Source organism: Bacillus sp. DHT2, assembly GCF_026241455.1.
In the GTDB taxonomy this organism is placed as follows: domain Bacteria; phylum Bacillota; class Bacilli; order Bacillales; family Bacillaceae_G; genus Bacillus_A; species Bacillus_A pseudomycoides.
The window spans coordinates 275,540-288,190 of record NZ_JAPHWH010000003.1 but is presented as its reverse complement, the minus strand read 5'-3'; the positions used below and the strand labels follow the sequence as shown (position 1 = coordinate 288,190).

The window sequence follows — 12,651 nt, the reverse complement described above, 5'->3', positions numbered from 1 at the left end:
AAAAGGCATCCTAGCGAATTCGTATTCAATTTGTTAGGGTGCCTTTACGAGTTTTTGAGAGCGTGGATAGATATTTTAATGATTTTCTTTAGTTTGCTCTTTTTTACTTTGTTCTTCGAGATATGCTTTCTCTTCTTCTGGAGTAGCTAGACGGTATGCTTTCCTATTCGTTATTCCACCTGCTCGTTCCCACATATCATTATGTTCTTCAACAGCTTGAGAGAAGTCAACTTTTTCCCAACGGTCTAAAATCTGGCTGTATTTTTCTTTGTTCATTAACATATCACTTTCATTTACTAGTTGACGGAGTTTTTTTATATTATCAGGAGACATTGCGATAAAACCGGTTTTCTCGTTAGCCATTATTTTTTGGTGAGTCCTTTTGTGCATAGAGTCGATGATAACCCCTTCAGCGTTAGTTATATCATCGATTTTCTCACCTTTCGCAACTTGCTTGTTGTCGTTTCCAGGATTTAAAAAGGTCCCAACCATGCCTCCTACAAATACACCAAATAGCACGATACCAATTATGACCATTGAGAATTTTGTCCGTCTCTTCATGTTTTGAATCTCCCCTTATTTATAAATAAAAAACCCAGAAATATATTCTGGGTCAGAGTTAATATCAACCACCGTGGTCTCCGTGTGCATATTGAACAAGGTTAGGGGCTTCCTGAATATGGGTAGGAGATTGCACACCAAACGTTAAAGTTAAAACTGTAATAATTCCGATTAAACTAGATATTATTTTCTTCATTTTAATGCCTCCTTATCAAAAGCTTTTTGCCTTGCTTGTGTACTCAAATAAAAGTACTCGCTTGATTTTATATGATTACCTTCTTCATAGAACTTTTTCGCTAATTGCTCCTGACATTCTTGAATGTACTCATATAGTGTTTCTTTTTCGAAATATGAAATTCCTGCTGAAATAATTTTTTCAAGCTTGTCAGCTGGTATACCTTCATTAAAAGCATTTAAAATCTCAAAATGGTGATGATATTCTTTGTTTCCTAATTCAGTACATATTTTATGCCCTTTGGCAATTAATGACGCTGTTGGATCATATTCTTTTAATTTCAAGTGCTCTTTTGCTTCAACATACATTGCCTTGTAATGGTTAGGTTTCTTTTCGGAGACTTCTGATAAGTATCGAATAGCAAGTTCTGATAAGTTTTGACTTGCATATAACAATCCTAGATTATGACGAACCATTAAGATGAACTTCTCTTCCTTAAGTTTTTGGAATATATCCATCGCTTTAACAAGATGTTCTTCTGCTAATACCCACTCTCTTAAGTTTGTACATGCCATTCCATAAAGATTCTCACAAAATCCTATATTTCGTTCGAATTTATTACCTTCTTTTTCAGTTTCTTGTAAGAATATTTCTCTTGCTTTGGCTGTATATTTAATGGATTGAAGGGACTCGTAAATATCATAATAAAATGCACCAAGCTTATAATAAAATTCAGCTCGTTCAACTTCATCTGATACAGTATCAAGTAGAATCTCAGCTTTTTCATAATGTTCCCTAGCAATATTGTAATTCCCAATTGTACTAGCATGAATAGCTTTGAAGAAATGATAATAGTACGTTAAAAGACTATTATTAGGAATCTCAAAAGCTTCAACTTTATCAAAACTGTCCTTAGAAACTCCCAGATTATCAACGATATATTGATATCGGAAATCTAGAAGTGCATAATAAAGTAGTACGTTTTGATCATGTGTTGTACCATTGATTGTAGAATCAACTTCTTCTTTTAGCTGATGTGCATCTTCAATACGCCTTGTAAGAATTGCGACGTACCAATTATTCAGTAAATCTAGTATCATCTTGTTACCTTTAACCGAAACATCCATAATACTCCTCCTCATCCTATATTTATCGTGCACTCTCTTTTAATAATAGGATAGCAGAATTTAATGGAAATAGGAGGGAATTCATAAAATGTTTCAACAAAATACAAAATATTCAAAAAATATAGGGTTAATTAGAGTTTGTTTTTGGTATATAATGTTGAAAAAGTAACCTGATAAATTTTCTCTGAAGTAGCTAAACGGTACGCCTTCCCATTCGTGCTTCCACCTGCTCGTTCCCACATGTCATTATGCTCCTCAACAGCTTGTGAGAAATCCCCTTTTTCCCAACGATCTAAGATCTGGCTGTATTTTTCTTTGTCTGCTAACATACCACTGTCATTTACTAGTTGGCGGAGTTTTTTTATATTATCGGGAGACATTGCGATAAAACCGTTTTTCTCGTTAGCCATTACCTTTTGGTGAGTCATTTTGTGCATAGAGTCAATGATAACTCCCTCAGCGTTAGTTATATCATCAATTTCTTTACCTCTTGCGACTTGTTTGTGGTCATTTTCGTGATTGAAAAAATCTCTAATTATGCCACCTACAAATACACCAAATAGCATGATATTGATTGTGATTATGAGGGGTTTTGTCCATTTCTTCATGTTTTGAATCCTCCTTGTTCAGACACCGAGCCATAATTTTTATAAAGTAGATTAATATTTGCGTTTTGTAGTATACATTCGATTTCTCTTTTCAGTACATTACAAGAATTCCTTATCTTTTTTTTATCCTTCCTTAGAATAGATGATTTTCATGTAATATAAGAATAAAACTGAAAAAATCGGAGGGAGTTTAAATGCCAACCTACAATAAATTAGTACGTGACCGCATCCCAGAAATAATCAAACATAACGGAAAAACACCAATAACAAGAACACTGGATGAAAAAGAATACATAGAAGAAATAGGCAAGAAAATAGGAGAAGAGCTAACAGAGTATTTAGAAGCGGAAAATAAAGAGCATAAGGTTGAAGAACTAGCAGATTTACTAGAACTCATAAACGCGCTAGCACAGTATGAAGGTGTAACGCTTAAAGATGTGGAAAGAGTACGGAAACAAAAAGCAAAAAAACGCGGTGGTTTTCAGGAGCGAATCTTTTTAGGTGAGGTACATGATGACTAAAGTTCAGCTTAACCTCGAAAGCATATATTGGCTTTAAATAGTTTTAGAAGTTCCAAGTACTTCACAAGGTGTTATAAAATGGATATATATTACATGCGAGAAAGAGCACGATTTGATAGGGAGGCTTCCAAATGCATATGGATGAAAGGATAAATTTGCAGTTAACAAGTCAGGCTCTTCAAGTAATGAATAATGGAATCGCTGTTACAAGTCATGATGGAATCATCACGTTCAGCAACCAACCATTCTGCAGCATGTTAAACAAAACAGAAAACGAAATAATAGGTAAGCGTATATCAACAATCATTCCCAATAGTAAAAAATTAGTAATGAATCAAAATGATCATTTGCACAAGTATGAGTTTCAGATTGGCAACCAAGTATTCATTGTGAATGAATCCCCTGTATATCAGGATGGGAAAGAAGACGGATCGATTGTCATTCTGGAAAACAAGGAAAAAAGTATACAGTCCTTAGAAAGCACCATCAGTCGGTATGAAAATGCTTTGAATTTACTGTCGGAGTGTATTCTAGGGGTGAATGAGCAAGGGATTGTCAATTTTTTAAGTGGTGCTTATGCGCAATTTTTGGGAATTGATGATCCGAAGGAAGCGATTGGGAAGCATTGTACGGAGGTTGTCGAGAATACGAGGATGCATATTATCGTGAAAACGGGGCAGGTGGAAATTGGGCATATCCAGTGTATAAATAATCAGAATATTGTTGCAACTCGTTTCCCTATTATGAAGGAAGGAAAAATTATTGGTGCGATCGGTAAAATCATGTTCCATGATATCCAGCAGTTTAAAGCTTTGGGGGATCAGATTCGTACAATGGAATCAAAGTTATCATACTATCAAACTGAATTAAAGCGACTGCAAGAAGGAAGATTTTCGTTTCAAAGTATTGTAGGAGAAAGTGCGAAAATGGAAGAAGTGAAAACGATGGCTTTGAAGGTTTCGAAAAGTCGGTCTACGGTTTTGATAAGAGGAGAAAGTGGAACGGGGAAGGAGCTTTTTGCCAATGCAGTTCATCATGCGAGCCCGCGTGCTGATGGTGCATTTATTCGGTTGAATTGTGCTGCGATTCCGAGGGATCTTTTAGAAGCTGAATTGTTTGGGTATGAAGAGGGTGCTTTTACTGGAGCGAAAAAAGGTGGTAAGCCTGGAAAGATTGAGCTGGCTCATAAGGGAACGTTGTTTTTGGACGAGATTGGCGATATGTCTTTGGACATGCAGGTGAAGTTGCTTCGGGTGCTGCAAGAGAAAGAGATTGAAAGAATCGGCGGCACAAAAACTCATAAGATTGATGTCCGCTTTATTTCGGCAACGCATCGAAATCTCCGTGAAATGGTGCAAAGAGGAGAGTTTAGAGAGGATTTATATTATAGGCTAAATGTGTTTGCGATTGATATTCCTCCGCTAAGAGAGCGAAAGGAAGATATCGTACATTTAACGGAATTTTTAATTCGGAAATTGAATGAGGAGCTTGGTAGTAGCGTTCTTTCATTAGACGAGAGAGTAAGAAACATTTTTATGGAGCACGATTGGCCGGGGAATATTAGGGAACTGGAGAATGTGCTAGAACGAGCGATGAATGTTGTGGAAGGAACGATGATTCAAGTGCATCACCTTCCTGTTTATTTACGGAAAAAGGATTTGGAAGAAGAGTTGTATCATGAAACTTTTGCGGGATATCAAGGGGAGAATGAGATAAGCTATTCACTACAGACTGAAGTGGAATCCGCTGAAAAACGGGTGATTGCGAGAGCTTTGGAAAAGACAGCTGGAAATAGAAAAGAGGCAGCCGAGCTTTTAGGGATTCACCGGGCCAGTTTATATCGGAAAATAGAAAGATACGGAATGTCATGAAGGAACGTAAAGGGCAAACAGGCCCTTTTTTTGTTTGGTTTGCAGTAATACATGCTGTCGCGTTTTTGCGACGTTTTCTTATATATGCGACATGGTTGTGATCATTTGTAGCACAAATGCGACATGTGAAGGTGGACATGTAAGAGAAATAGGAGGCGCGTCCCTGACGGAATAAGGAAATGGGGAATGAGTCGATTTTTGGCATAACTCTTGCTATATAAATAAAAAGGATTTTAGCAGGAAGGGGATGGAATCTAGTGCTGGAGAATCATAGTTTGCCGCATTTTCTTATGCAAAGTATCGAAAAGTCGCCTGATAAGGTGTATTTACAATTTGAAAAACAAAGGGTTACTTATGAAGAGCTCTATTACCGAATTACAAGGGCCATAGCGGGATTCTGTGAACTCGGTATTCAAAAAGGTGACAAGGTTTGTATTATGCTTCATAACACGCCCGAATATCTGGATGTGTGGTTTTCTTTATCTTTTATGGGAGCAATTGCGGTGCCTCTGAATGTGCATTTAAAAGGGGAAGGTCTGCAGTATATTTTATCTCACTCCGATTGTAAGCTAATGATCGTTGATAAGGAATTTGTTTCTCAAATTGCTTCTTGTTTACCATTTATAAAAAGGGAAATCCAGATTGTTGTCTACGGCAATAATGAAAGCGCAATCATTATGGATGATGGTAAAGAACGGCCGGTAATCGGATTGAAAGATGTACTGAATACAAATGATCATCACCTTCCAACTGAAGTTGTTTCCTCTTCTTCTATTAACAGTATCCTTTACACCTCTGGAACGACAGGATTGCCTAAAGGGGTCATGTTAAGTCATTCTGCTTATGTCAATTCTGCACAGTCATTCGCTACCTATATGGTTGGCGCGAATTCGCAAGATATTTTATTTACAGCGCTGCCTTTATTTCATATTAACGCCCAGGCCCATACAGTGCTCGGTGCTATTTATTCCAATGCGACGATTGCTCTTGGAAAGCGGTTTAGTGCTTCTCGTTTTTGGGATGAAATTCGCGGTCATGGCGCAACAATTTTCAATTCTTTAGGATCGATGATTCCAATTCTATGCAAGCAGCCGGAGAAGGAAAATGATTATGAAAATCCTGCAAGGGTAACGGCTTGTGCCGCTACGCCTAAGGAATTTTGGAAGCCGTTTGAGGAGAGGTTTGGCGTCCGGATTGTAGAAGGCTACGGATTAACGGAAACGACTGGCTTTTGTGTAACGAATCCATTGAACGCTAATAAGCCGCCTTCTATTGGAAAACCGTATTCCTACGTAGAGACGAGGGTTGTTAATGGGAAGGGAAATGAAGTGCGGACTGGTGAAATTGGAGAGATTTTCATCCGTTCCCTACAGGGACAAACATTTATGGAAGGCTACTATAAAATGCCGGATAAAACAGAGGAAGCGATGGAGGGGGGATGGTTCCATACGGGTGATCGCGGTTATCGAGATGAGGAAGGTTACTTATATTTTTGCGATCGGATCAAACAGTGTATCCGGAGACGGGGAGAAAACATCTCTTCTTGGGAAATTGAAAAGGTCGTGAATAATCATCCGAAAGTGCTTGAATCAGCGGCTATCGGCGTCCCGTCAGAAGTAGGAGAAGAGGATGTCAAATTATATGTGATTTTGAAGCAAGGAGAAACGATGTCTCATGAAGAGATTATAGATTGGTGTCAAGAACGAATGGCTTATTTTATGGTACCGCGATACGTTCAGTTCAGTGAAACTTTCCCAAAAACTGCAACGGAACGGATTCAGAAGTTCAAGCTGCAGGAGGAAGGAATCGGTACTGCTTGGGATCGCGAGCAGGCTGGATATGTCATTAAAAGAACGAGTTGAAGATTATCTCATTACATATTAGAAAGTAGGGATTGCATTGGAAAATAAGCGAGTTGTTTCATGGTCCAAAGAAAAAGGAATCGCGACGATTATCATTGATAATCCTCCTGTGAATGTATTGAGTTATGCGGTGATTGAGCAACTGACGGCGGCGGTCGATGAAATCGAACGGGATGATGAAGTAATTGCTGTACTTCTAACTGGCGCTGGGGAAAAAGCTTTCGTTGCAGGAGGGGACATCAAGTCATTTCCGGAATGGATTGGGAAAGGGAGTGAATATGCAGAGGAAAAATCATTGTGGCTTCAGAACCCATTAAATAAAATTGAAAGATTGCCGAAGCCTACAATCGCTGCGATTAACGGATTAGCGCTTGGTGGCGGGTGTGAGTTAGCTTTATCATGTGATTTACGGATTATAGAAGAACATGCCCAAATCGGGCTTCCGGAAGTGAAGTTAGGCTTGTTTCCAGGTGCAGGAGGAACGCAACGTTTGCCGCACTTAATAGGAGCTGCAAGTGCGAAAGAAATGATGTTCACTGGTGAACCGCTCACTGCCGAAGAAGCTTGGCGAGTTGGCTTGGTGAATCATGTTGTTCCGCGTGGTGAAGCATTGAATAAGGCGAAGGAATTAGCCGCGAAGATGGCTCGGTTTTCTCTTCCTGCTTTATCTTTGATGAAGCAATCTATCAATAAGGGGTTATCTTTTTCTCTTGAGGAAGGGCTGAAAATAGAAGCTGAAAATTTTGGCCGTGTATTTCAAACGAGTGATGTAAAAGAGGGAGTGGAGGCTTTTATAGAAAAGAGGGTACCGCTTTTTCATCATAAATAAAAAGCTATGACCATAAACGAGCAAAAAGCAATCTCATAACTGGATGCCTGTCAGGGGCAGGCATCGTAACAATATATGCAAGCATAGAAGAATGTGAAGCGAGTTTGGGAAAGTCCATTTTATTAGGGGGGATTACAGTTATGGATCTATTGATTGTGTTGTTATCGCTCGGCTTACTTATATTTGTGGCTTACCGGGGGTTCTCGGTCATTTTATTCGCTCCATTATGTGCTTTGTTGGCAGTGTTTTTGACGGATCTGGAGCACGTTTTACCGTTCTTTTCCAATGTTTTTATGGCGAAGATGGTTGGATTCATAAAATTATATTTTCCTGTGTTTTTGCTTGGAGCGATATTCGGTAAGGTGGTAGAAATCACTGGAATCGCAGAAAAAATTGCGAAAATTATCATCCGTTTTATAGGTGTGAAAAGAGCGATTCTTTCCATCGTGTTAATGGGAGCGATTCTTACATACAGTGGTGTTAGTTTATTTGTCGCAGTATTTGCGATTTATCCATTTGCAGCGCAATTATTTCGCGAAGCGGATATTCCGAAACGTCTCATTCCAGCGACAATTGCATTCAGTGCATTCACGTTTTCGATGGATTCGCTTCCTGGATCACCTCAAATCCAAAATGTTATTCCAACTACGTTCTTTAAAACAGATATTTATGCAGCTCCTACATTAGGAATCATCGGAGCATTGTTTATTTTTATATGTGGCATGCTGTATTTGGAAAGGTGTAGGAAGAAGGCAGCGGCTAAAGGGGAGGGGTATTTCGGAAAAGGCGGTGCCACTTCTGAACTGGCTGCCACAACTAGCGCACAAGCGGCGCCAACGCCGATTGTTTCCAGCGATGTCATTCCAGCTAGTTACTGGATAGCTTTTCTTCCGCTTGTACTGGTTGGAGTGATGAATAAAGTCTTTACAGAATTCATCCCCGTTTGGTATACAAAGGGATTTGATTTTGCATCCATCGGTTTGAAGGAATACGGAACGATTGATATGGGACAAGTCGTGGGTATTTGGTCAGTGGAAATGGCACTTCTTATCGGAATACTGTCTGCTATAGTATTAAACTTCCAAGCGGTAAAAGAACAGTTTCAATCTATTACAAGCGTGGGTGTAAGTGGTTCGATCTTAGCTGCCATGAACACCGCAGCCGAGTATGGATTTGGTGCTGTTATAGCGGCTCTACCTGGATTTGTTATGATTCAAAATTACTTGACTGGGACATTTTCAAACCCTTTAATCGGCGGAGCGGTCATGACGAATATATTGTGCGGGCTGACGGGATCAGGATCAGGCGGAATGAGTATTACATTAGGCTTAATGGCAGAACAATATATTGAAGCAGCAGCGAACTTTGGTATTCCATTAGATGTGCTACATCGCGTAATTGCAATGGCAGCAGGAGGTATGGATACTCTTCCTCATAACGGAGCAGTTATCACTTTGCTTGCAGTTACAGGGTTAACGCACCGAGAAGCTTATAAAGAGATTTTTGGTATTACTTTAATTAAGACGGCTGCTGTTTTCTTCGTTGTTGGCGTGTATCTGATGTTTTCTATTGTATAGGAGGGAGATTGATTGGCTGTTATAAATAACGCAGCCATCAAGTCAAGATTATGTATAATGGTAAACAGAAACAGCCATCATTCCATGAAACGATGGCTGTTTGTATGTTTTCAATGAATTTTACAAAAGAAAATAAAGTCGGTACATTTACTTGTTACAACAATGCTCTTCTTCTCATCCATTGCGTCGCAACCCATTTTTCACCTTTGATAACAGGTGCACCGCCATGTAAAGTAAGTTTGTTTATTGATTCATCCTGATAAAAATACTCGAAATATACCGCCATTCCTTTTTTCGGAGATACGGAAAGATTGAGTTTTGGAAAGAAGGTCTCTCCACCTTCTTTTACATGATTTAAATACATCACAAGTGTACTCATACGATTGTTACTTGCTGCCGCACTATTTTCTACAAAAAAATCATAATGCGCTTGATATTCTTGGCCAACTGTATATTTTAAAATCTGCAATCCTTCTCCATGTGGGGCAGGAACATTCATGATCGAAGCGATTCGTCTTTCGATTCTAGTAGTAATCTCGCTTTCTTCTAAAAATGCACCACTGCTCGTCCGAATGTCATTTGTTTTGCGCGAAATACCAATTTTAGAACGTTTCATTTTATTTTTAGACATTTCAATTAACGTTTCACACTCTTCATCACTTAATACATTTGCTAAAACGACAATAAGAGGCTCTTCTAGTCTTGAAATAATTTGTATTTCTCTGTCTTCTGTCACAATGGTGTTCCCTGTGTGGTTAAAAATCGTTAGTTCTGTATTTTTAACTGTTTCATTTTTCGTTGACATTTGCCCCATCTCCCTAAAAAAATGATTAGATAGCATTAATATATCACATTTTTCTCGCTATTCATTCTTTACAAAAAAATAGAGTAATGATTGAAAAAGAGGACATGTAGTTACCTATTCAAACTAACTATTCCCACACCAAAATTTTGTTAAGTTAACACAATTTAAAAATTTATGCTCTTTGCTACATTCAATGATACATTGTACTTCTTGTTCATAAGTGCGGAAGTCGGCCATGTACAGATTAAAAGAACCCCTCCCAAGCCCCTTACAACCCCCTACCAACAAATAAATCACTAAAAAGAAATAAAATAAAAAACAAAAAACTACTACAAGCACGCATTCAAAAAACAGTAGTCGTAGTAATCGTAAAAAATATAAAAGAACCCCGCCAAACTTCCTCCCTTATCCCTATATACATTATGGAACCGTCAATTACATATGTTTCATTAAGGGATAGGAGGAATAAACATGGCAGTATACCGTAATGTACAGGTGAACTTTTGGCAGGATGATTTTGTACTCGATTTAACACCAGAGGAGCGGTACTTTTACATATATTTGCTGACTTGTTCGAAGACGACGCAATGCGGGATTTATCCGTTACCGAAGCGTTTGGCGGAGATGGAGACGGGTTATAACCGGGAGACTGTTGAGAAGTTGCTGCAGCGCTTTGTTGAGTATGGAAAGATATTGTATGATGCGGAAACGAAGGAGTTATATATTTTAAATTGGCTGCGTTATAACCCGGTTACGAATACGAATATGGAGAAGTGTGTGTTACGTGAGCTGAAGACGGTGAAAAGTAAAGAGTTTGTATATATGTTTTTGCAGAAATGTTTGGAGGAAGGGATGAATATTCCGCTACTTTTAGAGCATTTCGGTATGCCGGGTGAGTTGTCTGAGATTATTCCGCAAGCATCTATTGAAAGCTATGAAGAGGATGAGGAAGTAGAAGAGACGGAGCCAGGTGGTGGTGTGTTCATGTTTTATGAACAAAACTTTGGTAGTTTGTCGTCGTATGCAGCGGAGGAATTAAGTGAATGGATGGCAGATTTATCGGAGGAGCTTGTCTTAAAAGCGCTCCAGATCGCTTTTGAAAATAATAAGCGGACGCTTGCTTATGTGAAGGGGATTCTGCGGGATTGGCACGGTAAGGGATATACGAAGGTTATTGAAGTAGAGGAAGCGGCAGCGAAGTTTCGGAAGAAGGAGCCGACTGCTATGCATGAGACTGAGAAATTTCTAGAGGAGTGTGAAGAGTGGGAGAAAAACGTGCCGTCTGAAGAAGAGTTGCAGAGGTTCTTGAAAGAAGAGGGATGGCGGCCATGAGCATTCAGAATGTTGAGGCTGAACAGACGGTGTTAGGGTCTTTGCTTCTTGATGGTGAACTAATTAAGGAGTGTAGGCTGACCGAGCAACACTTTTCTACGGCTGTGCATCAAGCTATCTTTAAGTTGATTCGGAAAATAGAGGAGGAAGGACAGCCGCTGGATCTTGTTGCGCTTGTTTCAAAAATGGAACCTGCTTTTTTGGCGCAAATTGGTGGTATGGAGTACCTTGTAAATATAATCGAGAGTGTGCCTACTACTGCTAATTTCTCCTATTATGAGGGGCTTGTTCGGAATGCCTGGAAAATGAATCAGGCGGGAAGTATGGCGCACAGCATGTGTGAACGGCTTCTTGCGGAGAAGGATGAGAAAGTAATCGGAGAGACGATTACAAGACTTTGTGAACTGGAAGAGGTGGATTGCACACTTGATTTTGATTTGAAGGATACGTTAGTCGATCTTTATGAAGAGCTTCATCAAGATACAGAAGAACTTACTGGTATTGAGACAGGTTTTTCAGCTTTAAATAAGATGACGTGTGGTCTGCAGGAAGGGGATTTTGTTGTGATTGGGGCACGGCCTTCGATGGGAAAGACGGCATTTGCCTTAAACATTGCGCTTCATGCGGCAAAATCGGGTACGGCAGTTGGGTTGTTTTCTCTGGAGATGAGCAACAAGCAACTGCTGAAACGAATGGTTTCTTGCTTGGGTGAAGTATCTGGGAAAAGGCTAAAAAATCCGAAGCATCGTTTTACGATAGAGGACTGGGGGAAAACGAGTCGGGCATTCGCAGAAATTGGGGATTTGCCTCTAGAGATTTATGATAAGGCAGGCGTTACAACGCAGGAGATTTGGGTGCAAGTGCGGAAGCTGAAACGGAAGTATGCAGATAAAAAATTGCTTGTTATTGTTGATTATTTACAGCTCATTACAGGAGATTCAAAATATCGGGGAAACAGGTTTCAAGAAATGAGTGAAATCTCCCGTAAGCTGAAGTTACTAGCACGCGATTTAAATGTGTGCGTCGTAGCACTGTCGCAATTGTCCCGTGGGGTGGAGTCGCGTCAAGATAAGCGCCCACTGTTGTCTGACCTAAGAGAGACAGGGCAGATTGAGCAGGATGCGGATGTGATTATGCTTATGTATCGGGAGGATTATTATGAAAAGGAGACGGAGCATAAAGATATAACAGAAATTCAGATAGCGAAGCATCGGAATGGTCCTGTGGGGATGCTGAAGTTACGGTTTTTGAAGGAGTTTGGGAGGTTTTTGGAGGATGGTTAAAAATAGTCTGGTGAGTTCCACACCTAAAATAATCTTGATTCTTTTTTCAAACAGTTTAGATAAGATTAAGAGATTGCTAATTAAAATTTCTTCAAGCAGT

The 12,651-nt window shown here is 39.5% G+C and carries 12 protein-coding genes; 7 read left to right on the top strand and 5 right to left on the bottom strand.

Features of this window, described 5'->3' with window-relative positions; all coding sequences use genetic code 11:
* Nucleotides 1-75: 75 nt before the first annotated feature.
* The 4 genes from ORL93_RS10285 to ORL93_RS10270 all read right to left on the bottom strand — a co-directional run bounded on the left by ORL93_RS10285 (nt 76) and on the right by ORL93_RS10270 (nt 2,471).
* A complete protein-coding gene (locus ORL93_RS10285) occupies nt 76-561 on the bottom strand; it encodes a DUF6241 domain-containing protein (protein WP_265959015.1) in 486 nt (161 codons plus the stop codon).
* A 64-nt stretch (nt 562-625) separates the two neighbouring features.
* On the bottom strand, nt 626-757 hold the full coding sequence (locus tag ORL93_RS10280) for a Phr family secreted Rap phosphatase inhibitor (protein WP_097795106.1): 132 nt from the start codon (nt 755-757) through the stop codon (nt 626-628).
* On the bottom strand, nt 754-1,863 hold the full coding sequence (locus tag ORL93_RS10275) for a response regulator aspartate phosphatase (protein ID WP_097795105.1): 1,110 nt from the start codon (nt 1,861-1,863) through the stop codon (nt 754-756). The genes ORL93_RS10280 and ORL93_RS10275 overlap by 4 nt, the downstream gene beginning before the upstream one ends.
* Before the next feature lie 131 nt (nt 1,864-1,994).
* Entirely contained in the window at nt 1,995-2,471 is a 477-nt protein-coding gene (locus ORL93_RS10270) for a DUF6241 domain-containing protein (RefSeq protein WP_265959014.1), read from the bottom strand.
* Nucleotides 2,472-2,665: 194 nt separating this feature from the next.
* Here ORL93_RS10270 and ORL93_RS10265 point away from each other — a divergent pair, with 194 nt between their 5' ends.
* The 5 genes from ORL93_RS10265 (at nt 2,666) to ORL93_RS10245 (ending at nt 9,131) form a co-directional block, all read left to right on the top strand.
* Nucleotides 2,666-2,992: a nucleoside triphosphate pyrophosphohydrolase gene (locus ORL93_RS10265; protein WP_097795103.1), complete on the top strand. Its 327-nt coding sequence runs from the start codon at nt 2,666-2,668 to the stop codon at nt 2,990-2,992.
* Between the two features lie 131 nt (nt 2,993-3,123).
* Nucleotides 3,124-4,863, top strand: coding sequence for a sigma 54-interacting transcriptional regulator (locus ORL93_RS10260; protein WP_265959013.1), 1,740 nt, complete (start codon nt 3,124-3,126; stop codon nt 4,861-4,863).
* Between the two features lie 257 nt (nt 4,864-5,120).
* Nucleotides 5,121-6,725: an ATP-dependent acyl-CoA ligase gene (locus tag ORL93_RS10255; RefSeq protein ID WP_265959012.1), complete on the top strand. Its 1,605-nt coding sequence runs from the start codon at nt 5,121-5,123 to the stop codon at nt 6,723-6,725.
* A 37-nt stretch (nt 6,726-6,762) separates the two neighbouring features.
* On the top strand, nt 6,763-7,554 hold the full coding sequence (locus ORL93_RS10250; RefSeq protein WP_265959011.1) for an enoyl-CoA hydratase: 792 nt from the start codon (nt 6,763-6,765) through the stop codon (nt 7,552-7,554).
* A gap of 140 nt (nt 7,555-7,694) precedes the next feature.
* The gene (locus tag ORL93_RS10245) at nt 7,695-9,131 is read left to right on the top strand and encodes a GntP family permease (protein WP_098161573.1); all 1,437 of its coding nucleotides are present in this window, start codon (nt 7,695-7,697) and stop codon (nt 9,129-9,131) included.
* 154 nt (nt 9,132-9,285) lie between these two features.
* Here ORL93_RS10245 and ORL93_RS10240 read toward each other — a convergent pair whose 3' ends face one another.
* A complete protein-coding gene (locus tag ORL93_RS10240) occupies nt 9,286-9,936 on the bottom strand; it encodes a 2OG-Fe(II) oxygenase (protein WP_265959010.1) in 651 nt (216 codons plus the stop codon).
* Nucleotides 9,937-10,407: 471 nt separating this feature from the next.
* Here ORL93_RS10240 and ORL93_RS10235 point away from each other — a divergent pair, with 471 nt between their 5' ends.
* Both ORL93_RS10235 and dnaB read left to right on the top strand, forming a co-directional pair.
* A complete protein-coding gene (locus ORL93_RS10235; protein ID WP_265959009.1) occupies nt 10,408-11,268 on the top strand; it encodes a DnaD domain-containing protein in 861 nt (286 codons plus the stop codon).
* A complete protein-coding gene (gene dnaB, locus ORL93_RS10230; RefSeq protein ID WP_097795096.1) occupies nt 11,265-12,551 on the top strand; it encodes a replicative DNA helicase in 1,287 nt (428 codons plus the stop codon). The genes ORL93_RS10235 and dnaB overlap by 4 nt, the downstream gene beginning before the upstream one ends.
* Nucleotides 12,552-12,651 lie beyond the last annotated feature (100 nt).

Coding starts and splice junctions, on each gene's coding strand:
- ORL93_RS10285 (WP_265959015.1), bottom strand. CDS start 561: ATGAAGAGACGGACAAAATTCTCAATGGTCATAATTGGTATCGTGCTA.
- ORL93_RS10280 (WP_097795106.1), bottom strand. CDS start 757: ATGAAGAAAATAATATCTAGTTTAATCGGAATTATTACAGTTTTAACT.
- ORL93_RS10275 (WP_097795105.1), bottom strand. CDS start 1,863: ATGGATGTTTCGGTTAAAGGTAACAAGATGATACTAGATTTACTGAAT.
- ORL93_RS10270 (WP_265959014.1), bottom strand. CDS start 2,471: ATGAAGAAATGGACAAAACCCCTCATAATCACAATCAATATCATGCTA.
- ORL93_RS10265 (WP_097795103.1), top strand. CDS start 2,666: ATGCCAACCTACAATAAATTAGTACGTGACCGCATCCCAGAAATAATC.
- ORL93_RS10260 (WP_265959013.1), top strand. CDS start 3,124: ATGCATATGGATGAAAGGATAAATTTGCAGTTAACAAGTCAGGCTCTT.
- ORL93_RS10245 (WP_098161573.1), top strand. CDS start 7,695: ATGGATCTATTGATTGTGTTGTTATCGCTCGGCTTACTTATATTTGTG.
- ORL93_RS10240 (WP_265959010.1), bottom strand. CDS start 9,936: ATGTCAACGAAAAATGAAACAGTTAAAAATACAGAACTAACGATTTTT.
- ORL93_RS10235 (WP_265959009.1), top strand. CDS start 10,408: ATGGCAGTATACCGTAATGTACAGGTGAACTTTTGGCAGGATGATTTT.
- dnaB (WP_097795096.1), top strand. CDS start 11,265: ATGAGCATTCAGAATGTTGAGGCTGAACAGACGGTGTTAGGGTCTTTG.